The sequence below is a fragment of the Amycolatopsis sp. NPDC004079 genome (genome assembly GCF_040610415.1).
In the GTDB taxonomy this organism is placed as follows: Bacteria; Actinomycetota; Actinomycetes; order Mycobacteriales; family Pseudonocardiaceae; genus Amycolatopsis; species Amycolatopsis halotolerans.
In genome coordinates this window covers 71,222-95,875 of sequence record NZ_JBEXMH010000008.1, presented here as the reverse complement: position 1 = coordinate 95,875, position 24,654 = coordinate 71,222, and the positions used below count along the sequence as shown (strand labels likewise).

Below are 24,654 nucleotides of genomic sequence, written 5' to 3'. Positions count from 1 at the left end.
GCGCAGGCAAGTGCACAGGTAAGCCGCCAAACGGACTATGGCGGACAAAGTTCGGCGATGGGATGCTCGTCTTCCGGAATCCGGAAATCTCCTTGAACCAATGATGGGAACTCGATGAAATCTAACGTCATGCGCGGTGCCGGAAAACCGGCACTGGTCGGAGTCCTCATGCTCGCCGCCGCGGGAGCGACCGCCGGAATCACCAGCGCCGCCCCGGATCGGCAGAATTCGAAGCAAGAGATACATGCGAGATCGGATACCCCAGAAAATCTCGTCGAAGACTTCAATTATCCGGGGGCCGACAGCATTCTCGCCTCGCGAGGAATCGTCCTCAGGAGAGGTGACGGGCGCATCATGCTGGCGGACTGCGGGGCTGCGGGCCTCATTCAATTGAAGAGCCGCGACAAGGGCGACGTGTGCTTCCGGGCGACCGGTAAAGACGGTTTCCTGACGATGGAGATCCCGAGCGTCTTCCTCATCTACGGCGGAGACCACAATCTCGCCGCGACCCTGACGCCGGACGCTGGCCCGTCCAAAACCTACGACGTGCCGGCGAACCTGTGGAAGTCGGTCGGGGAAACCGACACCGGGACCCCGGCGAAACTGGTCGAGATCAGGATAGCCAAATAGCGCATCCGCCCGCTCCGCCGCACCGGCCCTCGACGCGCGTTTCACCGCGCCGGGCCTGCGGAGAACTTGTCCGAAGAGGGGACCTGAAACGATCATGAGACGCACCCGTTCGTCCAGATTGGCCGCACTGAGCGCGGCCGCCGCCGTCGCCGTGACCGGCTTGGCCGCTCCTGCGGCCCACGCGGTCACCGGCGGCACCACGGCAGGGGGCTGGGACGAGCCCCTTCAGATAGTCGCGCGGATCACCGTCGGCGACCTCGGTCGCGGCTGCTCGGGGATAGCCATCGCGAGGCGCTGGGTGATCACCGCAGCGAGCTGCTTCGCGACCGATCCGGCGAAAGGCTTCCAGATCCCGCCAGGCCCGCCGCCGATGCCGACTGTCGTCAAACTCGGCACCTACGCGATTCCGGCGACCATGAAACCCAATGGCGGCAGCATCGACGGCGCTACCGCCAACGCGGTGGAACTGATCCCGCGAACCGATCGAGACGTCGTGCTGGTCAGAGTCGACGCGGATCTCCCCCAATCCGGAGCGCGCATCGCGCCCAAACCGCCGGTGCCCGGAGAGCAGCTCAGCATCGCCGGATTCGGGCGCACCGAGAACGAGTGGGTGCCGACGAAACTGCACGTGGCGAAGACTGCCGTTACCTCGGTCTCGACGAATTCCATCGAGGTCGCCGGCACGTCCAGCACCTGCAAGGGCGACGCGGGCGGCCCCACCATGCGCGGGGACTACCCCGAACTCGTGGCGACCCACGGGCCGTCCTCGCAGCACGGATGTCTCGCCGAGACCGGGACCAGCAACGGCTCGACCGAAATCCGCCTCGACGACATCTACACCTGGATCCTCGACAAGGTTCCCGATATGCGGGCCTTCTGCGGGTACCCGACATCAGTGCTCGCGATGCGCGGCGGCAAGGCGTGGGAAAGCAAGCACGAGAACGACACCCCCGACCTGGAGCCGCTGGCGTCTCTCACCGGAACCGGCCACTGGACCGACCTCGCCCCTTCCAATGCCGCCCTGACGCCGAACGGAACCGTCCGGCAAGGCTGGGCACTCTGGGAGGTGCATCGCAAGACCGGTCCGCAAGATCCGCTCGCCGACGGCGATCTGCGTCGCTGGATCTACAACACCACCCCCAGCATCGCCGCGAAAGGGTGGCAGCGATTCCTCGACCCCGCGCACGAAAACCAGATAACAGCGACGAGCTCGTACTACGAGGACCGCATCTACACCATCGGAGCGAACGGCGAACTGCGAGTCTTCCGATGGAACAACTACAACAATACCTGGGACAATCCCGACGGCGAAGTGATCGACACCGGCTGGGACAAATACGACTCCATCACCGCCTCGGACAGCGGAGTTCTCTACGCCCGCACCACCGACGGCAGGCTGATCAGGTTCCGTTACGACTTCGGCTCCCACCGCTGGACCCAACGCGACAAGCAGATCGGCACCGGATGGAACGTCATGCGGCAGATCTTCTCCCCAGGCGGGGACATCATCTACGCATCTGGTGCGAGCAAGAACGGGACTCCCACGCTGCGCTGGTATCAGTACTACTCGGAACTCGACTCCTGGGCGCCGGGCGACGCCGACGGAATGGGCAAGGTCGTCGGCCAAGGCAGCCGCTGGGATTCCAGTTACCGGTTCACCACGGACTCGAACAACTGCGGAGCCAAGCACACTACCTGAGCTGACGGCGAGCGGGCGGGAACACCGGTTTCCCGCCCGCTCAGCAGCTTTCCAGTCAGCCGAGCCGAGAACTGACAACCTCTTGCATCCGGCCCGGCGCATCCCTTTCTCAACCCGGGAAACGCACGACGGTCACGGCCGCTCAAGCCGCCAAACCACATTCACCCCGCTGCAAGCCGACGGAATCCGCCCCTCCGCTGGTTCCTCCCCCACCCGGGAAAACCCCAGCCGAACCGGAACCGCGCCGCTGCGGGCATTCTCCGAATCGTGCTTGATCAACACAAAAGTGGCGTCCAGCCGCCAAGCCAAAGCGACCAGCAACGCACTCGCCCGCGTCACAAAACCCTTGCCAGTCTGGGTTTTCGTGAGCCAGTACCCGATCTCCCACCCGTCGCCACGACGCATCAAGCCGCAACTGCCCGCCAGTTCGTCATCCGGCGTGTAGATCGCGTAGTTGTATTCCTCGCCGCTCTCCCATTGCGAGGCCACGCGCGTCAGGAACTCGTCTCCCTTGGCCTCGTTGTAGCCGTCGATCGCCCAGGGCATCCACGCGGACAGGTGGTCCAGGGATCCCACGACGGCGGCCACCTGTGCGTCACGATGCTCCGGGCGCCAGCGAACGAGGGTGACCACACCGTCGGTGAGAGTGTCCATGCGAGCCATCCTGACAGCAGAAACGGCGGCAGGCTCGCGAATTTCGCGAAGCTGCCGCCGTTTCACAAGCCCGGTCAGTGCATCACGACGTCCGGGGGCACCTCGGTGTCGTTCTTCAGCGCGTCGAACAGCTGCCCGGACTTCTTCTTGTCCCAGTGCTGCGCCGACGCGTCGGTGATCGGCATCGTCGTGGTCGTGACGCCGTCGGAGGAAATGCCGCGCATCGCGATCGCCAGGCCGGCCAGGTTGTGCACGTGGTCGCCGGTGTCCATGGTCAGCGCGTCCGGCGCGGAACCCAGCAGCGGGAAGAAGTCGAACGGGTTCAACAGGGTCCCGGGGCTGGCGATCTGGCTGACCAGCGCCCCGATGAACTTGCGCTGGTTCGCCACCCGGTCGAGGTCCGAGCGCGGCGTCGCGTCCGCGTGCCGCATCCGGACGAAGCCGAGCGCCGAGCGTCCGTCGAGCTTCTGGCAGCCCGCCTTGATGTCGATGCCGGTCATCGGGTCGTTCATGTCCTTGTCGATGCACATGTCGACGCCGCCGATCGCGTCCACGATGTTCGCGAAGCCGCCGAAGCCGATCTCCGCGTAGTGGTCCATGCGCAGCCCGGTGGCCTGCTCGACCGTCTGGACCAGCAGTTTCGGCCCGCCGAGCGCGAACGCGGCGTTGATCTTGCTCGTGCCGTGGCCGGGGATCTTCACCTGCGAGTCGCGCGGCAGGCTCAGCAGCGTCGGTTTGGTCGAATTGTCCGGGATGTGCGCGATCATGATCGTGTCGGTGCGCTGCCCGCCCGCCTCGCCCGTGTCACCGGTGGCCAGGCGCTCCTCGTCCGCGGCGGACAGGCCCTGGCGGCTGTCCGACCCGACGATCAGCCAGTTCGTGCCCGACGCCGCGGCCGGGCGCCCGGAGTAGTCGGCGATCGCGTCCACCCGGTTGATGGTGAACTCCAGATACGCCCAGACCGCGCCGAGGAACAGCACGAACACGATCAGCAGCGTCATCAGGATCTTGCCGACGCTCCACCGGCGGCGACGGCGCGGCCGCGGCTGCTGGCCCCCGTACTCCGGCGGGTCCTGCCGCGGCGGCACGGGCGGCGGCGGGGCCTCGCCGCGCGCTCCCATCGGCCGGGTGCGGGCGTCGTAGGGGCTCTGCCCTCTGCCCGGCAGCGGCATCATCTGCGCCCGCTGCTGCTGGCGCGGGCGTGCGGGGGGCTGCGGTGGGCCGGGCGGCATCCGCCGCCTGCCGTCGTCGCCTCCGTACGTCATGGGCCTGTCTCCCCGATCCGGTGGTGCGTGGCCGCGCAGGCTCCTGCGCAGTCCTCCTGCGGTGGACGTGCGGGACCCTACGCGGGTTGTCCCGGCGGGGAGAGACGGCCTCAGCGCGGGTCGGCGAACCCGAACTGGTGGACCTTCAGATGCCCCGACCGGAACCCGGCCTCGGAGTAGGCGAGGTAGAACTCCCACATCCGCCGGAACACGTCGTCGAACCCGAAGCCGCGGATGTCGTCCCAGCGCTGCTGGAAGCGGTCCCGCCACAGCTTGAGCGTGCGGGCGTAGTCCTGGCCGAACTCGCGCATCCCGGCCAGCTTCAGCCGGGTGTTCTCGCGCATCCCGTCCTCGATCGCCTGCACCGACGGGATGATGCCGCCGGGGAAGACGTACTTGTGGATCCACGTGTAGGACTTGGCCGAGGCCAGCATCCGGTCGTGGTCCATGGTGATCGCCTGCAGGCCGAACTGCCCGCCGGGGCGCAGGCGCTTGCCGATCGTGGAGAAGAACGTCGGCCAGTAGGACGCGCCGACCGCCTCGATCATCTCCACGCTGACCACCGAGTCGTACTCGCCGGTGGCCTCGCGGTAGTCGCACAGCCGCACGTCGACGCGGTCGGAAAGGCCCGCTTCGGCGATCCGCGCGTCGGCGAGCACCTTCTGCTCCTGCGAGATGGTCAGCGACGTGACCTTCGCGCCGCGCGAGGCCGCGCGGATGGACAGCTCGCCCCATCCGGTGCCGATCTCCAGCACCTCGCTGCCTTTGCGCACGCCGGCGTAGTCGAGCACGCTGTCGAGCTTGCGGTGCTGCGCCTGGGTGAGCGTGTCCCCGGGGCCGAACAGCGCCGAGGAGTACATCATCGACTCGTCCAGGAACGCGCTGAACAGGTCGTTCGACAGGTCGTAGTGCCGGTGGATGTTCGACCGCGCGCCCTCGACGGTGTTCTCCTCCTCGGACGGCTGCATGCGCTCGGCGATCCGGCGGAACCGCTGCAGGAACGGCGGCACGAGCGTGGCCAGCCGCTCGGCGAACGGCGTGAGGACGCCTGCCAGGTCGTCCGCCGTCCAGTCGCCGACCAGGTACGCCTCGCCGAAGCCGATCTTCGCGTCGGCCCCGAGCCGGTGGAAGAACGCCGCGGGCCGGTGGATGCGCATCTCCGGCGCGTCCGGGCCGCCCGCGCCGAGCACGGTGCCGTCCGGGAACGTGACGCGCACGTCCAGCGATTTCACCGCGTGCCGGAACAGCGCCTCGGCCGCGCGCGCCCGCAACGGCGAGTGCGGCGGCGTGGCGAGACCGGGCCATCGGGATTCGCCGGGCACCGGCTGCGAGACCACTGTCGGATCGACTCGTGACGTGGACAAGACACTCCCTCCGAACGGGCTTTCGAGCCCTTCCCCATGATATTCCCGCTTCGTCCCGACTGCCTTCGCGACCGGGCCGCGCCCTCCGGTTACCCCGGGATGCGCAACCGGTCGCCGGAAGGGCGGGACCAGGCCTGACGGAGAGTCTCGTCCGTCTCGCCCACTCCGATCCGGTCCAGTGTGAAAGCACACATCAGCCGGGTCCAGACCGCGGGACGGCGGAGCATCGAATGGCCTTCCCCGGCGATCTCGAACCGCGCCACCAGGTCGGTGACCTCGCGGGCGCGCGCGGCGAAGGCGTAGGACTCGGCGGGCGAGGTCATCCGGTCGCGGGTGCCGTGCGCGATGAGCACCGCGCGGCCCGCGACGGCGTCCACCGGCTCGCCCTGCGGCGTCCACGGGGCCATCGCGCACACCCCGGTCACCGCCGGATCGTCGGCGACCCGCAGCGCGACGCGGCCGCCCATGGAATGGCCGACGAGGACCACCGGGAGCCCGGGATGGTCGGCGCGGATCCGGTCCAGGGCCCAGCGGGCGTCCGGCACCGGGCTTTCCATCCGGTCGTTCCAGCCGTACAGCCGGTTCCGCATCAGCCGGACTTCCAGGCCATGCCGTTTTCCGGCCCGGTGCAGCGAACGGGCCAGCGGCACCATGCGCTGATACGCCAGCCGCCACGGCTGGACGACCGCGGTGCTGCGCTCGGCCCCGCCGTGCAGCACGAGCGCCACCGCGCGGGTCTGCCCGGGGGCCCGCCACACCCGCACGGCCGGATCCGTCCGGCCGCCTTGCCGTTTCCCGTTCACCGGCACCCCCATTCCGATCAACTCCACGGTAATCCACCACGAAGCGTGTCCACCCGATAGATTCGGTGCCCGGACCCGCGAGGAAGGGCAGGTGTGGTGAGCGCCACGGATCTCGTGAAAAGCACTTCGGACCAGCTTGCGGCGGCGGAGGAGGCCAATGCCGCGCAGGTGTCCGCCGCCGCGGACCTGCTGCTGGGGGTGATCCGGGCCGACGCGCTGGTCTTCACCGCGGGTGCCGGGCACTCGCTGGCCGCGGTCGCCGAGACGTTCTACCGCGCGGGCGGGCTCGCCTGCGTGTATCCGGTGTACCACCCGGAACTGCTGCCGCTGCACGGCGCGCAGCACAGCACGCGCACCGAACGCCGTTCCGGGCTCGCCGAAGAGGTGCTGGCCGAACGCGCGCCGGGACCCGAGGACGTGCTGGTCGTGTTCTCCACGTCCGGCGTGAATCCGTACCCGGTCGAACTGGCCGCCGGTGCGCGCCGCCGGGGAGCCGCGGTGATCGCGGTGACGTCGCGGGCGTGCGTGGCCGCCGCACCGCGCCGGTCCGCCACGACGTTGGCCGAGGAAGGCACTGTGGTGCTGGATTCGCTGGTGATTCCCGGCGACGCCAGCTATCCGGCGTCCGCGCCGCGCACCGGGCCGCTGTCCACTGTGGTCAATGCGTTTCTGTGGAACCTGATCCTGGCCGAGGTTTACGACCGGGGCACCGCCGAAGGGCTCGACGTTCCGCTGTGGCGCAGCTCCAATGTGGAGGGCGGCGACGCGGCGAACGCGGCGCTGCTGGCCAAGTACGAGCCTCGCGTGCCCGCCCTACGCTGACCCCGCTCCCCGCGCAAGAGTGCACAAGGTACGTGAGGGGAACCCTGAGGGAATCTGATTCCCTCAGGGTTCCCCTCACGTACTTCCCGCAGGGTTATGCCGCGGCGGGTTCTTCCGAGAACTGCGTGTGGTACAGCTCCGCGTACCGGCCTTCCTTCGCCAGCAGTTCGTCGTGCGTGCCGCGTTCCACGATGTCCCCGTTTTCCACCACCAGGATCAGATCCGCCGCCCGCACGGTCGACAGCCGGTGCGCGATCACCAGCGACGTGCGGCCTTCCAGGGCTCCGGTGAGCGCTTCGCCCACCGCGGCCTCGGATTCCGAATCCAGGTGCGCGGTAGCCTCGTCCAGCACCACGACCTTCGGCTGCGCCAACAAAAGCCGCGCGATGGTGAGCCGCTGCCGTTCGCCGCCGGAGAGCCGGTAGCCGCGCTCGCCGACGGTCGTGTCCAGTCCGTCCGGCAGCGAGCGCACCAGATCGCCCAGCCGCGCCTTTTCCAGCGCGGCCCAGATCTCGTCGTCCGTGACTTCCGGGCGCGCGTAGCTCAGGTTGGAGCGGATCGTGTCGTGGAACAGGTGTCCGTCCTGGGTCACCACGCCGACGGTTTCCCGCAGCGAAGCGAAACTGAGGTCCTTGACGTCCACATCGGACAGTCGCACCGAACCGGCGTCCACGTCGTACAGCCGCGGCAGCAGCGAAGCGATCGTCGATTTGCCCGCGCCGGACGAACCGACCAGTGCGACCATCTGCCCGGCTTCCGCGCGGAAGCTGAGGCCGTGCAGCACCTCGTCGCCGCCTCGGCTGTCCAAAGTGGCCACGTCCTCCAGCGAGGCGAGCGAGAACTTGTCCGCCGCCGGGTAGCCGAACCGGACGTCGGAGAACTCGACTGAAACGCCGCCCTCGGGCAGCTTCTTCGGCTCGGCCGGCTCCTTGATCATCGGCTCCAGGTCCAGCACCTCGAAGACCCGCTCGAACGACACCAGCGCGGTCATCACGTCCACGCGCACGTTCGCGAGCGCGGTCAGCGGCGTGTACAGCCGGGTCAGCAGCAGCGCCAGCGCCACCACGGTGCCCGGTTCGAGCTTCCCGGTGAGCGCCAGGTAGCCGCCGAGGCCGTAGACGAGCGCCTGCGCGAGCGCCGACACGAGCGTCAGGCTCGTCATGAACCAGCGCGTCAGCATCGCGGTCCGCACGCCGATGTCGCGCACGCGTCCGGCGCGGAGGCCGAAGTCGGCGACCTCCTGGCGCGGCCGGCCGAACAGCTTCACCAGCGTGGCGCCCGGCGCGGAGAACCGTTCGGTCATCTGCGTGGTCATCCCGGCGTTGAGTTGCGCGGCCTCGCGCTGCAGTCCGGCCATGCGACGGCCGAGCCGCCGGGCGGGCAGTACGAAAATCGGCAACAGCACCAGCGCGAAGAGCGTGACCTGCCACGAGAGCGACACCATCACGATCAGCGACAGCACCAGCTGGATCACATTGGTGACCAAACCGGACAAAGTCGCGGTGAAGGTGCGCTGCGCGCCGATCACGTCGTTGTTGAGCCTGCTGACCAGCGCACCGGTGCGGGTGCGGGTGAAGAACGCGATCGGCAGCTTCTGCACGTGCTCGAACACCGCCACGCGCAGGTCGAGGATGATGCCCTCGCCGATCCGCGCGGACTGCCAGCGTTCGGCGAGGCCGAGCCCGGCGTCGAGGATCGCCAGCACCGCGATCACGACCGACAGCCAGATCACCACGTTCAGCTCGTGCTTGCCGACGATCGCGTCGACCACCTTGCCCGCGAGCACCGGCGTCGTCACGGCGAGCACCGCCGAGATCACGGTGAGCACCAGGAAGGCCAGCAGCCGCACCCAGTGCGGCCGGGCGAACCGCGCGACCCGGCGGACCGTGCCCCGGGTCAGCGCTTTCGGCGCGTCGCCCGCCCGCATGGCGGAGCTCAGCAGCGCCCAAGTGTTGTCCATTGGAGTGTCCCCCAGCTCGTGAAAACCTCTAGATTAGTTGAACTTTTTTCCGGAGATGACCTGCACAACACCGGGACGCCCGGCATTCTTCCCGATGTCGGCGAGGCGAACCCGCGGGGACTCCGATTCCCCCGGGGTTCCCCTCCCGGACCTGGGCCCGGGCGGTGCGGGCCGAGGCGGCGGGGCTCGGTAGCCTGGCGTTTCGGGGTCGGCGAGCCGGGGAGGAAACGCGGGTGCAACTGCTGATGGCCCCTGCGCGGGCCGGAACAGCCCATCCCGTGCGCGTCGTCGCGTGGGATCTCGTCTTCTATCTCGGCTGCTTCGCCTTCGCGCTCGGCACCGCACTCGCTTCGGAGTTCTACGGCTACCGGATCTGGGGCAATTTCGCCGTCGCCGGATACGGATTGGCCGCCGCGCACAGCGCCTGGCTGACGATTTCCGCGCGCCGCGGAATGCAAACTGACGGCAAATTCGGGTCGCGCTGGATCGGTATCGGCGCGGTTGTCGTGTTCGCGATGTGCGCGCCGTTGGCGATGCTGGTGATCCGGCGGCTGACCGGAACGGACTGGCTGATCACCCCGTTCTCCTGGGCCGCGCAGCCCGAGGTGTGGGTCATCGAACGCAGCGCGGATCTGTTGCTGCGGCACGGAACCCCGTACGTCGACTTCGCGACGCTCGGCCGCGCACCGGAAGTGAACGACTACACCCCGTACGGGCCGGTGATGACCGTCTTCGGGCTGCCGCGCGCGCTGCTCGGCGGCAATCCAGTCCTCAATGCACTGACCGACGCGCGCTGGATGTTCGCGCTCGCCGCGGTGATCTGCGCGTACGCGTCCTGGCACCTGCTGAACCGGCCTCGCATTCCGGTTTTCGCCGCACAGCTCGCGATCGCCTGTCCGCTCACCGCCCTGACCTGGGCGGTAGCCGGTCCGGACCTCGCGATCGTGGGCCTGCTCGTGCTGACGTTCGCGCTCGCCGCTTCCGGCCGTCCAGGATGGACTGGTTTCGTGCTGGCGCTGGTGATCAGCGCGAAACTCATCGTCGCGCCGGCTGCCGCGGTGCTCGCGGTCTTCGTTTACCGGCGAGCGCGCGGCGAAAATCCTTGGGCCGCAACGGGTCGCTTCGCGGGCGCGCTGGCCGCGACGACGATCGCGCTGCATCTGCCGGTGTATCTGGCGAACCCGGCGGCGTTCACCGAGCACGTGATCCGTTTCCCGCTCGGCATGGGCGCGGTCCGCTCCCCCGCGGCGAGCCCGCTGCCCGGGCATCTGATCACGGAGTTCGTCCCCGCGGGCACCGCGATTTCCCTGGTGCTGGTGGGTCTTGCGGCAGTGGCGATGCTGATCTGGCTGGCACGCCGGCCCCCCGCGACGGGATCCGCTGCACTGACGCGAACCGCCGTCGGACTCGGCGCGTTGATCCTTCTCACTCCGGCCACCCGGTACGGCTACCTGGTGTACCCGCTGGTACTCCTCGGCGCCGCGCTGACCTTCCGGGATTCCGGACCGACCGCGCGCCCCCCGCGCAACGGCCGCGCTGACGCTACTTCTTCTTGACCCGCGTGGCCCCGCCGCGCCCCCGCAGCTGGACCCCGGACTCCGACAGCACCCGGTGGACGAACCCGTAGGACCGTCCGGTGGATTCGGCCAGCGCCCGGATGCTCGAGCCCTTCTCGTATTTCTTCTTCAGGTCAGCGGCCAGCTTGTCGCGCGTGTTGCCGGTGATCCGCGCGCCTTTCTTGAGATCAGCCACGTCGATCGCCTTCCCGCCGAGTGGTTGTTCCGGGCCATTCGCGGCCCCTGCCGGGGCAATGATCGAACACTACGCGCCGGATTGCCAGACGACAGCCGTAAAACGATCGAAACCGCGATCACATTGGGCCATTCCAGTGCTTTGCCCGACACGGTAAGCACCCGAACGGACGCACTCGGTCAGGCAAGCTGGACAAGTTCAAGATAATCCGGGGACCAGTGGTCCTCGGTTCCGTCCGGAAGCAGGATCACGCGCTCGGGTTCGAGCGCCTCGACCGCGCCCGGGTCGTGCGTCACCAGCACGACGGCTCCGGCGAAGCTGCGCAGCGCGTCGAGAACCTGCGCGCGGCTGGCCGGGTCCAGGTTGTTCGTCGGTTCGTCCAGCAGCAGCACATTGGCTTGGCTGGACACGAGTCCAGCGAGTGCGAGCCGGGTCTTCTCGCCGCCGGACAGCGTCCCGGCGGGCTGGTCGAGCTGTTCGCCGGTGAACAGGAACGAGCCGAGCAGGTTCCGCAGCTCCTGCGCGCCGGTGTCCGGCGCGAGATGGCGGATGTTTTCCCACACCGACGCTTCGTGGTCGAGAGTTTCGTGTTCCTGTGCGTAATAGCCCAAACGCAATCCGTGACCCGGTTCGACGGATCCGGTGTCCGGCGTTTCCATTCCGCCGAGCAACCGGAGCAATGTCGTCTTTCCGGCGCCGTTCAATCCGAGCACCACGACCTTCGAGCCGCGGTCGATCGCCAGATCGACGCCGGTGAAGATCTCGAGCGAACCGTACGACTTGGACAATCCGTCCGCGGTCAGCGGCGTGCGCCCGCACGAGGCGGGTTCCGGGAACTTGATCCGGGCGACCTTGTCCGCCTGGCGCGTCTCGTCGAGCGAGGAGAGCATCTGCTCCGCGCGCCGGGCCATGTTCTTGGCCGCGACGGCCTTGGTCGCCTTCGCACCGAGCTTCGCGGCCTGCGCCTGCAGCGCGGACGCCTTCTTCTCGGCGTTCGCGCGCTCGCGGCGGCGGCGCTTCTCGTCGGTGGCGCGCGCGTCGAGGTAGCGCTGCCAGCTCATGTTGTAGATGTCGATCTCGCCGCGCGTGGCGTCGAGGAACCACACCTTGTTCACGACGTCGCCGAGCAGCTCGACGTCGTGGCTGATCACCACGAGGCCGCCTTCGTGCTGCTTGAGGAAGCCGCGCAGCCAGTTGATCGAGTCGGCGTCGAGGTGGTTGGTCGGCTCGTCCAGCAGCAGGATCGTCTCGGATTTGCCGCCCGCGCCCGCCTCGGCGGCGGCGAAGAGGATCCGCGCCAGCTCGACGCGGCGGCGCTGGCCGCCCGACAGCGTGCTCAGCGTCTGGGCGAGGATGCGGTCGGCGAGGCCGAGGTTCGAGCAGATCCGCGCCGCTTCGCTCTCCGCGGCGTACCCGCCGAGCGAGGAGAACCGCTCCTCGAGCCGCGCGTAGCGGTTGATCGCCTTGTCCCGTAGCTTCTCGTCGACCAGCTCGGACATGGCGGTCTGCGCCTTTTCCATGTCGCGCAGCAGGCTGTCGAGGCCGCGCGCGGACAGCACGCGGTCCTTCGCGGTGACCGACAGGTCGCCCTCGCGCGGGTCCTGCGGCAGGTAGCCGAGTTCGCCGCTGCGGCGGACGTCGCCGGCGTGCGGTTCGCCCTCGCCCGCGAGGACTTTGAGCGAGGTGGTCTTGCCCGCGCCGTTGCGGCCGACGAGGCCGATGCGGTCGCCGGACTGGATGCGGAGGGTGGCGCCGTTGAGCAGGATGCGCGAACCGGCGCGCAGCTCAAGGCCGGTGGCCGTGATCAAGAGAACTCCCGGAGACGGGGGCGGTCAGATGGACGTGCTGGAGTGCCCCGGCACCGCGTGCGATGCGGGGCGGGCGGTTATTCTCTCTGAATCCGCACCAATGCCCTGATGACCACGAGCCCAGTGTACGGGTCGGCGTCGAACGGTTTTCGCGGCCGTGTCCGGATTCACTCAGGCCCCGCTGTCGGCTCCCTCACCACCAGCTCCACGGCGCGTGCCCGCTGTGCCGCCTCGGCCAGCACCTCGCGGCGCGGTTCGGGGATCTCCAGCACGCGCGGCTCGGCCCGGTCGAACAGCTTGGCGAGCCGTCGGTCGGCGCGCAGTTCGCCGAGTGCCCGCCGGTCTCCGCCGAGCACCACAGCGTCCACTTCGGACAGTCTGGACAGCAGGACTTCGTACGCGTCCTGAGCGGCCGAGTGCAGTGCGGCCCGCGTCTGGCCTTCCCTGCGGCGCGCGAAGCGTTGCTGCGACCAGCCGCCCGCCGCGGTTCGGCCTTGCACGTGGTGGCGGTCTGTTCTGGAGAGGACCACGCGGCCGTCGTAGGCGAGTCCGAGCGAATGGCCGCCTTTGCGGACCAGCAGCAGCGCGATGAGTCTTGGCGTTTGTGCGTGCCGGATCAATGGCTCCACGGCCAGCCCGGGGTGCTCGCCTTGAGCTGCCAACGGTCCAAACGAGACAGTCGCGGTGGCCGTGGTGCCGTTCTCCGCGGTGATTCGCACTTCGGTCGCGGTGAGAAGCGTGGTGCGCACGCCGTCGTTGCGTTCGGCGAAGCGCGCGAACCAGCCGTCGAGCCGTTCGGGCGGGACTTCCACCGCCCGCCCGCCGCCCGCGACCTGCCGTGCCATGCCGGAAACGGTACGGGGCCGCCGCGCTTGGCGACGGCCCCGCATCCTTCTCAGGCGAGCTGAGGCCGCACCGGCCCCGTGGTCACCGTCTTGTGCACGTCCGCCGGATGCCCGGCCGGGACGTACCCGTTGACGTGCAGCGAAACGCTGCGGATCGAACCGGTGTCGCCGCCCGCGGTGTCGACGACCTTGAACGTCCAGGTGCCGTCCGCCGAGACGCCCGCCTGGGTCTGCGGCGTCACCGGCCGGTAGGTGCCGGTGAACGGCGCGTCCGCGGACCCGGTCGAGCTGAACAGCTTGGTCGCCGAATCGTCGAAGACCACCTGGCAGAGGTTGTTGCCGCTGCCGCCGCCCTTCTGGAACAGCGTCGCCGTCGCGCCGGACGGCGACGTCAGCGTGCCGACCAGGTCGTTCACATAGGTGTGGTCGATGCCGACCGTGGTCGCCTTCTCCGCAGCGGTGCAGGTGGCGCCGTCGATCGAGAGCGACACCTTCGAGGCGGGGCCAACACCGCTGACCACGAGCGGGACCGAAGCGCCGAGCGGCGAGTTGTCCGGAATCGCGACCACCGGGCCCGCGTAGGCGAACGCCTGCGAAACCGGCGACGGCGTGCCGACCGGCAGCGAATACGTGCTGGTGCGCGGCGAGTACGACCCCGCGAACGTCACCTTCGCGTTGAGCACCACCGGCGAGCCGAGCTGCTGGTTCACCGGAACCGTGACGGTGAAATCGTTGATTCCGGTCTGTCCCGGGCTGATCGTGCCGTACGACTTCGCCCGCGGTTCGATCGTGACGCCCTGGGTCGGCGAAGTGAGCACGACGCTCGTGGACACCGCGGCACCGTCGCCGTTGTTCTTCACCGGCAGCGTGACGGTCGCGGTGTCACCGGGGTTGAGCGTGCTGCCGCCGTTGGGGCCGCGGACCGTCGGCTGGCCGGCCTCCGCGTACGGCTGCGGGCTGGCTCCGGTGTACGCCAACACCTTGTCCGCCAACAACACTCCGGCACCGGTGAGGTTGTCCGTTCCCGGCGCTTCGATGTCCACCGCGGTTTTCAGGAACGCCTCGCGAATGTCCGAAGAGGACAGTCCGGGGTTGCCGGACAGCACCAGGCTCGCGATCGCGGCCGCGTGCGGGGCGGCGGCCGAGGTGCCGAAGAACGGGTCGAACCCGCTCACCGAGGTGTGCACGCCGTCCGCCGCGGTGATTTCCGGCTTCTGCCGTACTTCTCCGCCGGTCGAGGACACGTCGCCCGGCGTGATCGGCGTTCCGTTGGCTTCGTAGAACACGCGTCGCGGACCGTCCGAGCTGAACCGTTCCGCCTTGCTGGCAGCGGAATACGCCGCCGGATACGGTCCGGTCGGGTTCGCCGGGTCGCCCGGTTCGAGCGGCCGTCCGAACGCCGCTTCGGCCGGTGCCGCCGCCACCGCGAACGCCTTGCGCGCCGCCGCGTGGCCGACGACCGCGCCCGGTGTGGAGTACGCCTTGAGCCCGTCCGCGGAATCGCGGAACCGGCTGCCGAACGCGGTCAGGGAGAGATACCGGCTGGCCCCGGAGAACTTCACCACGGCGAGCCGCAGGCCGGTGCCGCCGAACAGCGGGGTGGCCAGCTGCTCGTACGGGTCCTGGGTGCCGTTCTGGACGTCCTGGCTGAAGCTCACGACGTTGCCGCGCGCGTCGAGGAGGTAGAGGTCGTAGTCGTCGGCGGCCGCGCCGAGCGGGTCGGACCAGTGCAGCGTCACCGGGATGTTGGCCGACGACGCGTCCGAGATCGGTTCGAAGACCTGCTTTCCGGCCGCGCCCGCGAAGTTGTGCGCCGTGCCGGCGTATTTGCCGATCGAGGTTCCGGAATCGACAAAGTCGCCTTCCCAGTGTGCCGCGGTGCCGTCGGCGACGTTGCCCTCGTTGCCCGCGGAGGAGAAGTAGAGCGCGCCGTCGGCCGTCACGTCGTTCACCGCTTGCGCGATGATCCAGTCCTGGAAAGGGGATTCCTTGAAGTAAATGACGTCGTCGACGATGACGTCGCAATGCGCTTCGAAACGCAGCTTGCGGATGTTGTCGGCGAAACTCGCGTCGGAGGTGAACGCCGTGGCGAAACCGAGCTTCGCGTTCGGGGCGAGGTCGTGGATGATCTCCAGCATCGCCGTGCCCTCGTCGCCGCTGCCGGCTTGTCCGGTCAGGACATCGACCGCCGGAAGCTCGCCCTTGGCGCGGGAAACCTCGAGCGAATCGACCCCGTCGGACAGCGCGCACGCCTTCACGCCGGTGCCGGTCACGCCGAACTGCTGGCGCGCTGTGTCCGCGTTGTGCGCCCGGTCGCCCGCGCTGACTACCTGCGTTTTGGTTCCGATCGCTTCCTTGAGCTGCCGGTCGATGCGGTCAGCCTTCTGCTGCTTGGTTTCCTTGTCATCCTTGGTGTTTTCCCGCTGCCGCGCCGTCATCGCCTGATCCGCGGCCTCGACATGCTTCACGTCGTCGCGCTTCGCGATTTCCGGCAAGGCGGTCAGCGGAACCTCGGCGCGGATGCTCGCCGCCGTGCTCGACACCGCGCGCACCTCGGCCCCGGCCTCGCGCAGGTCGTTGACGAGCCCGTCGCTGACCTTCGTGACGCGGATGTCGACCAGCGCTTTGTCCGCGGCCTTGGCGATTCCCGGCAACGCGGCCGCGCTCAGGCTCCGCGTGCGCATCTTCTCCTGGACGAGCAGTTTGCTGTCTATTTTGGACTCAGTCGCGGTCTGTCCGGCTTTGACCGCCTGCAATGCCGAGATCTGGCTTTTCGCAGTGGCGTCCGCAGTGGACTCCTGCGCTCCGGCGATGGGCGGTGTCGCCAGCCCGGCGGCGAGCACCGCCGCGGCGACCACGCCCGTCCGTCTTCTGGCGGTCCTTGTCGAGGCTCTAGGTGAACGGGTACGACGCACGTGCGCCTCCGATCTCACACCGCGTGCCCCGACTCACGCTGGCCAACGCCGGTGATCACCGGCTGGATCCAGCTAAGTACCACTTCTGTCCGGGAAAAACGGCCGTTGGGGTGACGTTGGTCAGGCAATATCCGTTGCCCGCCGGACGTCGTAGGCCGTTCGGCCGAGCCAGCCGTCTCCTGTCCGCGCGGCCGGGCACCGGATTCGCCGGTCAGCGCAGTGCGACTCGGTGCGCGCCGAAGATTTCCGTGACCGCGGTCACGAAGTCCTCGCCCAGGACCCGGCGGGAGGTTTCGGCGGCATTCCAGACCACCGAATAGTGGTGTCCTGTCTCGGATCCGTTCCGGACACAGTCGTCGAGCGCGTCCAAGTTGCTGCCGAAGTAACCGCCTGGGCCGTTCGCCGCCTCGCCGATGGCGCAGTAGAACGAATCCTCCGACGACAGGCCCTGCCCGTCGATGACGATGTCACCTGTGCCGTATCGCAGCGCGCGCTTTCCTGAGGTGAACCACGCGTTTTGTACGACGTGCAGCCAGTCGCCGTGCTGGGTCGCGGGATACCGCGTCCACTCGCGAGGCAGGATCGAGCCGCGGCTCCATCGCGCCCAGATCTCCTGCGCGTGGGGATACGGTTCGCCGCCACCGCACCGGACTTCGAGGCTGATCGACCCGTCGGGCGCCTGGGAAATGTTCTTCGGCCGCAGTTCGAGACGGCCGAGGCAGTAACTGCCGATCGCTTTTCCGGAATCGCCGACCACCTCGATGACCGCATCGTCCACAGTCACCGGCGGGGCCGCGCCGCTGATGCCTTCGAGGACTGCCTTTCCGGCGGTTGTCTCGTCGACAAAGAAACCGGAGAGCGACTCGAAGGCGAGCACGAAGTCCGGCCGGTCTTCCTCGGAGACGACCCGATACAACGGCATCCGAGATCTCCCGCTTCCCATTCCCCAGCCGCTCAAGGCGCGCCGTTCACCCGGTCCCGTAGTTCTCTGCCAGCGCAGCCGCGTACTCGTCCGGAACCGGCCCTCGCCCGCCGAGCGCCACCTCGGTACCGCGTTCGCCCCAGCAGCCCCACTTCCCGGACGGACCCGTCACCGCGATGACGTCCGCCGACACGGCGATCGAGTCCAGGAAGTCGTCGTCCGATCCGTGTCCGATCGCGGTCCAGTAATCGTCCTCGTCCGCATGGGCGGACAACGAAACCGCCCGCGAAGCGAATCACAAGTCCAGCCACATGATGCGCAACCCGACCCGCCCCTCCACCGGATGCCGAAACGCCCCCGGCGCGACGCCCAACGTCACGAACCCCAAACTCTCGTACAACCGGATCGCGTGCACATTGGTCTCCACCACCGCATTGAACTGAACCGCCGCGAACCCGGCCCGCCGCGCCCACGAGATCAGGTCGGCAACCAACGCCCGCCCCACTCCGGAGCCGCGCGCATCACGGGACACCATCAAGCTCCCCGACGCGACATGGCTTCCCGGGCCCGGCCGGTTCGCGTACATGTTCGCCGTGCCCAGCACCCGATCCCCGGCAACAGCGACCACGACCCGCGCCGGGGCGGGCACCAGCCACTGCCAACGTGCGTCCGCTTCACTCATGGCCGGGTCGTAGGGAAAGGTCTGCTGCTCGGTCACTACATCCCGGATGATCGGCCAGATCCCCGGCCAATCGTCGGCACCGGCTTCCCGGATCACCAAAGACATCCGCCTACCGTGCTGATCAGACACCGCCCCCGCAACCTATTTACAGCACAAAGGAATCCGACCAAGGCTGGCTCGACCGCCCCGACAACGCGTCCAGCAGCGTCACTGCCTGCTTGTCCGTCAGCGAAGCCACGAAGTCCACGACTGCCCGGCCGCGAGCCAGCCCGCGCACCGCGTCCGCGCCCTCGATTCGCTCGCCGGTCGCGCCGACGAGCAATTCCGGCGAGGTCCGGGCCAGGTCCGAGTACTCGCCGTGCGCCAGTTCCAGGAGGTCGTGCAGTCGACGGGGCAGCCGGGAGGCCTCGTCGCGGTCCAGGAGCCAGGCGTCCAGCGCGTCCACCAACGTCGTGACCAGACTGGCCTGGCCGCGCTGATGCAGGGCGAGATCGGGGCGCAGCAACACAAATCGCCGGTGGACGAACTTCAGGACCTGCACCTCGTGCCACTGCGCGGGCCGCAGCGAGACGTGGCCGGACCGCGTCGGGGGCGACGACAGGACGAAAACTCCGTCCACCAGCCGCGCCATCCAGTTCGCGGAAAACGCGGCGGTCGCTTGTTCGGCTTCGGTCGAGCCGTCGAAACCGTCTGCGAGCAAGCCGTCGACGAGTTCACGCTGGACTCGGGCGACGGCCGCGGCGAAGGCGTCGTCGTCCACGATCCAGCTGTCCTTCAGGTGCATCCGGCGGCGCATCCGCTCCAGGGAACGGCCTGGGCGGCGGATTTCCGCGGTCAGCCGGGCATCGTCCAAAGAGGCCAGATCGACGGCGTGCGCCAGCCACTCCCCCAGCTCCGCGGCAACCGGTGCATGCTGCAGGACGCCGATGCGGTGGAAGTCCTGCAGGTCGTGGATCGCGTACGCGATGTCGTCGGCAGTGTCCATTACGGACGCTTCCACCGTCTGCTGCCACGGCTCGATCCGCCCGGCGAACGGGGCGCGCGCCTGTTCGAAGTCGTCCAGTTCCGTGACATAGGCGGAAAACTTGCTCGCGCCGGTGCCGGGAGCATCGTCCGGCTCGGCGGCGCCACGGGGCTGTGACGGCATCTGGGTCGGGTGCGGCTGCGGGTAATGCAGGCGGGCCCACGGGTATTTCAGGACCGCGGCACGGACCGCGGTGGTCAGGTCCAGGCCGATGGCGGACGGGCCGCGCACGTCCGTCGTGGTGATGATGCGGAAAGACTGCGCGTTGCCCTCGAAACCGTCGGCGAGGCCGAAGCGGTGCCGCGCGATCCGGTCCAGGGTCTGTTCGCCGAGGTGGCCGAACGGCGGGTGCCCGAGGTCGTGCGCGAGCGCGGCGGCCTCGCACGCGTCCGGGTCGCAGCCGCCGAGTTTCGCGGCCAGTTCGGCCGACTCGCTCGACCCGGTGATCCGCTCCGCGATCCCGCGCGCGACCTGCGCGACCTTCAGGCTGTGCGTCAGCCGGTTGTGCAGCAGCCCGGCCCCGCCCGCGCTGACCACCTGGGTGACCCCGCCGAGCCGCGCGAAGAACGGCGACGCGGTGATCCGGTCGCGGTCGACGCGGAACGGGCTGGTCGCCAGATCGGTGAACCCGCCTGCCCCGTTCGCCGGGTCCCGGCGCGCTGCCCTCGGATCGGTCTCGTCCATGTGTCCCACCGTATCCGGCCGTCCGGCAGGATTGCGGGATGACCGACGTGCTGGTGGCGGGCGGCGGCCCGGCCGGACGGGCGCTGGCGGCCGCGTGCGCCCGGCGAGGGCTGGAAACGGCCGTGCTCGACCCGGTTCCGCACCGAAGGTGGCCGAACACTTACGGACTGTGGGCGGACGAAGTGCCTGAGCTGCCGGACAAAGCCATCGCGGCGGCTCCGGCGACGACGCTCGCGTTCGGGACCCGCGAGCACCGGGTCGACCGGGCCTATCGGGTACTCGACAACGCCGGTCTGCGCGAGTGGCTCACCGAGCCGAAGGTCCAGGTCGTCCCGGGCAAGGTGACCGGCGCGGAGCACGGGCCGCACGGTTCGACGGTCCTGCTCGCCGACGGTCGACGGCTGGCGGCCGCGGTGTTCGTTGACGCGTCCGGCGCGCCCAACCTGCGTGCCCCGCGCGCCGAGCAGACCGCATACGGGCTCGTGCTGCCCGCAGACCAAGCAGCGCGACTGGCTCCGGCCGACACCGCGGTGTTCATGGACTGGCGCGACGGCACGGACAGCTTTCGCTATCTGCTGCCCCTCGGCGACGGCTCCGTACTCGTCGAGGAGACGTCTCTGGCCCGCAAACCCGGGCTCCCGGTGTCCGAACTGGCCCAGCGGCTGCACACCCGGCTCAAAGCGGAGGGAATCCGTCCCGCGGGCCGGGTCGAGCGGGTGCGGATCGTGCTCGACGTCCCGCTGCCGAAGCGCGGCCAGGCGGTGCCGTTCGGGGTCGCGGGCGGACTCGTGCACCCGGCGACCGGCTACAGCCTCGCGACCGCGTTGCAGCTCGCGCCTCGCGTCGCGGATGCGCTCGCGGACTCGTTCGACGCGGGTCCAGCAGCAGCGGCCAGCGCTGCCCGGAAGGCATTGTGGCCGGCCGAAGCGCGCGCTGTGCATGCCTTGCGCCGCCACGGACTCCGTGCATTGTGCGGAATGTCACCCGCCCAGTCGGCGCAATTTTTCGACCTGTTCTTCGATCTTCCGGTCCCGGCGCAGCGCGCGTTCACCTCCGGTCGCGCCGACCTTCCCGGCACCGCCGCGACCATGGCAAACCTGTTTCGCACCGCTCCGGCCGGGATCCGCCGGAGGTTGCTCGGCTGACACGGTGCCGGGAATTTTCCCGTTCCCGATCGAGGGAACGCGAAAGCATTTTGTTAGGCCGTTCCGGTGGCCAAAGTGCCGCCCTGGTGAACATCAGCTGACAACGGTTTCGCAGCCCCCTTCGGCGATGCGAGTATCGCCCCCGTGACGACGCTGCGAGCGGTCCGATTCGCCTTCCAGCCGATGTACAGCCTGCACACCGGCGGGGTCGTCGCGTACGAAGCGCTGGCCCGGCCGGGCCGGGGCACGGCGCACGAACTGCTCGCCGAGGCCCGTCGCGCGGGCAGACTCACCGAGGTCGACCTCGGGCTGGCCGCCGCCGCGGTGCGCCAGGAAGCCGAGCGGCCCAGCGCGCTCCCGCTGCACCTCAACCTCTCCGCGCGCACGCTCGCGTCGCCGACGGAGGCGTTCGACGAGCTGATCGCCGAACTCGGCGCGGCCGGACGACGCACCCGCGACGTGGTGCTCGAGGTCGGGCCGCCGTTCACGCATCTGCCCACCGGCCGCCTGCTCGACGGCATGCGCGCGCTCACCGAGCAGGGCTTCCGGCTCGCGCTCGACGGGCTCGGCCGCGGCGACCTGCCGCTGGCGCTGCTCGCGCAGTCCCCGGTGGACCTGGTGAAACTCGACCGCAGCGTGCTGCGCGGCCTGCCCGGCGACCCGGCGTCGACAGCGGTTGTCGAGGCGCTGCTGCACTTCACGACGCGCACGAACATCCGGCTGGTCGCGACCGGGATCGAGACGGAGTCGCAGCTCGACGCGGCGCAGCACCTCGGCGTCCGGATCGCGCAGGGCAATCTGCTCGCGCCGCCCGCCGCGCACCGGTCCGCGCCCGCCGCCGGCGCGGTCGTCCCGGAGGACCGGCGCTCGCCCGCGCCGCCGCAGGCCCCGCGCGTCGGTGATTTCCTGCGCCCGGCCACCACCTTGCCGGTCGACGCCACCTGCGACGACGTCCGCGAGGTGCTCGCCGCCGCGGACGCGCCGAGCGGCGTGGTCGGCGTCGACGCGGACAACCGTCCACAGTGGTCAGTCGACCGGACGCGCTTCCTCGTGACCATCACCGGTCCGTACGGGCATGCGTTGCACGCGAAGCGTTCCGCGGCAAGGCTTGCGGACAAACCGCACCTGATCGAGGCGGGCGCGAGCGCGCTGGAGTTCCTCGAACTGGTCACCGACGCCGACTGGGGCCGCACCGGGGACGACGTCGTGGTGGTCGACGCGTCCGGGCATTGCCTCGGCGTGGTGCTGGTGACCGAGGTCGTGCGTGGCGTCGCCGAGGCGAAGGTCGAGGAGGCGGTGACGCTCAGTCCGCTCACCCGGTTGCCGGGCAGCGAAGCGGCGGCGCGCGACGTCGAACGCCGGATCGCCAGCGGGGAGCAGTTCGTGGCGGCTTGGCTGGACGTCGACGCGTTCAAGTCGGTCAACGACAACGCCGGTTTCGCCGCGGGCGACGACCTGATCCGCGCCCTGGGCGAAGCTCTCACCGACCTCGCCGGACGGCTGCCGCGCATGCGCGTGAGCCATGTCGGCGGGGACGATTTCCTGATCGTGTGCGATGTCGACGAGATCGGGACGGTCGCCGCAGCTTTGCTGGACACGCACTGGTCTGCCGAGGGCATGCCGGTCACGGTGTCGCTGGCGACGCTCGTGTGCGGGAGCGGCGCCATTCCGTCCTATCGGGACGCTTCCCGGCTGCTCGCACCGCTGAAGAAACGCGCCAAAGCGGTGCCCGGATCCAGCTGGGTCCTCAGCCGCCCCGGCAGCGACCGGGTCGAGGTGCTGCGCGGCATCGGCCGGGACGTCGCCATCAGCCGGTCGGCGTGACGAAGCCCGACTCGTAAGCCCGGATCACCGCCTGCGTGCGGTCCCGCGCGCCCAGCTTCGACAGCACGTTCCCGACGTGCGTTTTCACCGTCTGCAGCCCCAGGAACAGCTCCGCGGCGATCTCCCCGTTGGACAGTCCGGCCGCCATCAGCCGCAGCACGTCGCGTTCCCGTTCGGTCAGGAAGTCCAGCGGAGCGACCGCACCCGGGGCGCGGCGCGCCGCCATTCCCCGGATCGCGGCCGGGAACAGCAGCGAATCCCCCGCCAGCACCGTCCGGATCCCGGCCACGATCTCCTCCGGCCGAGCGCGTTTCAGCAGGAATCCGCTCGCTCCGGCGAGCAACGCGTCGTACACGTAGTCGTCGTTTTCGAAGGTGGTCACCACGATCACCTTCGGTGGTTCGTCCATAGTGGACAGAAGATGTCCGGTCGCGCGGATTCCGTCCACCGCGGGCATCCGCACGTCCATCAGCACGACGTCCGGCCGCAGCTGCGCGACCAGTCCGGGCACCTCGGCGCCGTCGGAGGCCTCGCCGACCACGGTCAGGTCCGGTTCGCTGTCCACGATCGCCCGCAGCCCGGCCCGGATCAGCCGTTCGTCGTCCACCAGCAGGACTCGCACGCTCACCGGTTCCCCCAAGGCACCGTCACCACGACCTCCCAGTTTTCGCCCACCGGTCCCGCCGACAGCTTGCCACCCACCAGTTCCGCCCGCTCCGCCATGCCTCGCAGACCGCGGCCGCCCCGGGCGCGCGACGGCCGGGCCGAGCCGAGCGGGTTCGCGACCGCGGCCCGCACCTGCCCGTCCGCGACCGCCAGTGCGACGCTGACCGGCACCTTCCCCGCGTAGCGCACCGCGTTGGTGAGGCATTCCTGCAGAATTCGGTACACCTCACGGGAAACCACCGCCGGCACCGCGGCGACATCGCCCCGCACCTCGTAGCGGCAATCCGTGCCGGACTGCTGCGTCACGGTGATCAGCGCGGGCAGGTTGACGAGACCCGCGTGCGGCGTCCGGTCGCGGGCTTCGTCGCGGAGCAGGCCGAGCACGTGGTCGAGGTCGTCGAGCGCGGTGCGGGCCGATTCCTCGATCGCGGTGAGCGCTTCCTCGGTGAAGCCGGGATCGGTGTGCAGCGTCCGCCGCGCGGCTCCGGCTTGCAGCGTGACCACGGAAAGCGCGTGGCCGACGGAATCGTGGAGTTCGCGCGCGAGCCGGGTGCGTTCGGCGAGCAGATCGGTGCGGCGTTCGAGCTGTGCGATGCGTTCGGCGGCGGACCAGCCGAGCAATCGGGCCGCCGCGCGGCGCAGCAGTCCGCCGACGCCCCACACGACGTAGATCAGCACGACGAAAGCCGCAATGAACGCCGCGGGCAGCCACGCCGAGGCCCAGCCGCGCGGAACCGTCAGCTGGAAATCCGGCGTGTCGACAAGCCGACCGGTGAAGACCGCGTTGATCGCGAACCCGAATCCGGCAGGCACCGCGAGCGTCGCGAGGCCGGCAATCAGCCCGGACCCGACGTGCAGCACGAACATCGCCGCGCACCGCAGCCGTCCGCGTCCGGGCGCGGGCTGGGCGAGCAGTTCCCGCACCGCCGCCGCCTCCAGCACTCGCACCGCGGGCAGGAACGCGGTCGCGGCCAGCACGGCGAGCGTCACGACGAATCCGGCGAGGCTCGCCCATCCCACGGTCGTGGTGAACGGCATCAGCGACGGCATCGCGATCATCGCGAGAAGCAGGTACGGCACGCTGAGCGCCGCGCCGAGGATCAAGTACACCCACCGGCGATAGGTGACCCCGCTGACCAGCGGACGGATGAAACGCACCCGCCAATCCTGACAGGCGGCCCCGGCGGGCG

21 protein-coding genes are annotated in these 24,654 nt (G+C 69.5%); 6 read left to right on the top strand and 15 right to left on the bottom strand.

The annotated features are described in order from the left end of the window. The first annotated feature begins 114 nt into the window (after positions 1 to 114). Together ABZX37_RS11515 and ABZX37_RS11510 are read left to right on the top strand one after the other, a co-directional pair. A complete protein-coding gene (locus ABZX37_RS11515) occupies positions 115 to 630 on the top strand; it encodes a hypothetical protein (RefSeq protein WP_354738442.1) in 516 nt (171 codons plus the stop codon). 94 nt (positions 631 to 724) lie between these two features. Next, the gene (locus ABZX37_RS11510; RefSeq protein WP_354738440.1) at positions 725 to 2,329 is read left to right on the top strand and encodes a tachylectin-related carbohydrate-binding protein; all 1,605 of its coding nucleotides are present in this window, start codon (positions 725 to 727) and stop codon (positions 2,327 to 2,329) included. A gap of 132 nt (positions 2,330 to 2,461) precedes the next feature. Here ABZX37_RS11510 and ABZX37_RS11505 read toward each other — a convergent pair whose 3' ends face one another. The 4 genes from ABZX37_RS11505 to ABZX37_RS11490 all read right to left on the bottom strand — a co-directional run bounded on the left by ABZX37_RS11505 (position 2,462) and on the right by ABZX37_RS11490 (position 6,427). Beyond that, positions 2,462 to 2,983 (bottom strand): GNAT family N-acetyltransferase, encoded by a 522-nt coding sequence (locus ABZX37_RS11505; protein ID WP_354738438.1) that lies wholly within the window; start codon positions 2,981 to 2,983, stop codon positions 2,462 to 2,464. Positions 2,984 to 3,057: 74 nt separating this feature from the next. Continuing rightward, on the bottom strand, positions 3,058 to 4,248 hold the full coding sequence (locus ABZX37_RS11500; RefSeq protein ID WP_354738436.1) for an LCP family protein: 1,191 nt from the start codon (positions 4,246 to 4,248) through the stop codon (positions 3,058 to 3,060). A gap of 110 nt (positions 4,249 to 4,358) precedes the next feature. Then, positions 4,359 to 5,612, bottom strand: a complete 1,254-nt coding sequence (locus tag ABZX37_RS11495; RefSeq protein WP_354738434.1) for a cyclopropane-fatty-acyl-phospholipid synthase family protein — start codon at positions 5,610 to 5,612, stop codon at positions 4,359 to 4,361. An 89-nt stretch (positions 5,613 to 5,701) separates the two neighbouring features. Then, positions 5,702 to 6,427, bottom strand: a complete 726-nt coding sequence (locus tag ABZX37_RS11490; protein ID WP_354738679.1) for an alpha/beta fold hydrolase — start codon at positions 6,425 to 6,427, stop codon at positions 5,702 to 5,704. Positions 6,428 to 6,508: 81 nt separating this feature from the next. Between ABZX37_RS11490 and ABZX37_RS11485 the strand changes: the two genes are divergently transcribed. After that, complete coding sequence (locus ABZX37_RS11485; RefSeq protein ID WP_354738432.1) at positions 6,509 to 7,237, top strand: sugar isomerase domain-containing protein; 729 nt, start codon at positions 6,509 to 6,511, stop codon at positions 7,235 to 7,237. A gap of 94 nt (positions 7,238 to 7,331) precedes the next feature. On the opposite strand, the gene ABZX37_RS11480 is transcribed toward ABZX37_RS11485, so the two are convergent. Further along, positions 7,332 to 9,197: an ABC transporter ATP-binding protein gene (locus ABZX37_RS11480; protein WP_354738430.1), complete on the bottom strand. Its 1,866-nt coding sequence runs from the start codon at positions 9,195 to 9,197 to the stop codon at positions 7,332 to 7,334. 245 nt (positions 9,198 to 9,442) lie between these two features. On the opposite strand from ABZX37_RS11480, the gene ABZX37_RS11475 reads away from it, so the two are divergent. Beyond that, on the top strand, positions 9,443 to 10,753 hold the full coding sequence (locus ABZX37_RS11475; protein WP_354738677.1) for a glycosyltransferase 87 family protein: 1,311 nt from the start codon (positions 9,443 to 9,445) through the stop codon (positions 10,751 to 10,753). Here the strand turns inward: ABZX37_RS11475 and ABZX37_RS11470 are convergent. The 8 genes from ABZX37_RS11470 to dgt form a co-directional block, all read right to left on the bottom strand. Then, complete coding sequence (locus tag ABZX37_RS11470; RefSeq protein ID WP_003071237.1) at positions 10,740 to 10,949, bottom strand: helix-turn-helix domain-containing protein; 210 nt, start codon at positions 10,947 to 10,949, stop codon at positions 10,740 to 10,742. The genes ABZX37_RS11475 and ABZX37_RS11470 overlap by 14 nt on opposite strands. Positions 10,950 to 11,128: 179 nt before the next feature. Then, positions 11,129 to 12,757, bottom strand: a complete 1,629-nt coding sequence (locus tag ABZX37_RS11465) for an ABC-F family ATP-binding cassette domain-containing protein (protein ID WP_354738428.1) — start codon at positions 12,755 to 12,757, stop codon at positions 11,129 to 11,131. A gap of 167 nt (positions 12,758 to 12,924) precedes the next feature. Then, positions 12,925 to 13,602, bottom strand: a complete 678-nt coding sequence (locus ABZX37_RS11460; protein ID WP_354738426.1) for an acVLRF1 family peptidyl-tRNA hydrolase — start codon at positions 13,600 to 13,602, stop codon at positions 12,925 to 12,927. 50 nt (positions 13,603 to 13,652) lie between these two features. After that, the gene (locus ABZX37_RS11455; protein WP_354738424.1) at positions 13,653 to 16,460 is read right to left on the bottom strand and encodes a S8 family serine peptidase; all 2,808 of its coding nucleotides are present in this window, start codon (positions 16,458 to 16,460) and stop codon (positions 13,653 to 13,655) included. Between the two features lie 268 nt (positions 16,461 to 16,728). Then, positions 16,729 to 17,439: a barstar family protein gene (locus tag ABZX37_RS11450; RefSeq protein WP_354738422.1), complete on the bottom strand. Its 711-nt coding sequence runs from the start codon at positions 17,437 to 17,439 to the stop codon at positions 16,729 to 16,731. Between the two features lie 46 nt (positions 17,440 to 17,485). Then, a complete protein-coding gene (locus ABZX37_RS11445; protein ID WP_354738420.1) occupies positions 17,486 to 17,713 on the bottom strand; it encodes a hypothetical protein in 228 nt (75 codons plus the stop codon). Between the two features lie 21 nt (positions 17,714 to 17,734). Next, complete coding sequence (locus ABZX37_RS11440; protein ID WP_354738418.1) at positions 17,735 to 18,226, bottom strand: GNAT family N-acetyltransferase; 492 nt, start codon at positions 18,224 to 18,226, stop codon at positions 17,735 to 17,737. Between the two features lie 40 nt (positions 18,227 to 18,266). Next, the gene (gene dgt / locus ABZX37_RS11435) at positions 18,267 to 19,829 is read right to left on the bottom strand and encodes a dGTP triphosphohydrolase (RefSeq protein ID WP_354738416.1); all 1,563 of its coding nucleotides are present in this window, start codon (positions 19,827 to 19,829) and stop codon (positions 18,267 to 18,269) included. Between the two features lie 38 nt (positions 19,830 to 19,867). Between dgt and ABZX37_RS11430 the strand changes: the two genes are divergently transcribed. Both ABZX37_RS11430 and ABZX37_RS11425 read left to right on the top strand, forming a co-directional pair. Next, on the top strand, positions 19,868 to 20,974 hold the full coding sequence (locus ABZX37_RS11430; protein ID WP_354738414.1) for a lycopene cyclase family protein: 1,107 nt from the start codon (positions 19,868 to 19,870) through the stop codon (positions 20,972 to 20,974). 144 nt (positions 20,975 to 21,118) lie between these two features. Next, entirely contained in the window at positions 21,119 to 22,798 is a 1,680-nt protein-coding gene (locus ABZX37_RS11425) for a GGDEF domain-containing protein (protein ID WP_354738412.1), read from the top strand. Here ABZX37_RS11425 and ABZX37_RS11420 read toward each other — a convergent pair. After that, positions 22,782 to 23,426, bottom strand: a complete 645-nt coding sequence (locus tag ABZX37_RS11420) for a response regulator transcription factor (protein ID WP_354738410.1) — start codon at positions 23,424 to 23,426, stop codon at positions 22,782 to 22,784. The two genes, ABZX37_RS11425 and ABZX37_RS11420, sit on opposite strands and share 17 nt — an antisense overlap. After that, entirely contained in the window at positions 23,423 to 24,622 is a 1,200-nt protein-coding gene (locus tag ABZX37_RS11415) for a histidine kinase (protein WP_354738408.1), read from the bottom strand. The genes ABZX37_RS11420 and ABZX37_RS11415 overlap by 4 nt, the downstream gene beginning before the upstream one ends. Positions 24,623 to 24,654 lie beyond the last annotated feature (32 nt).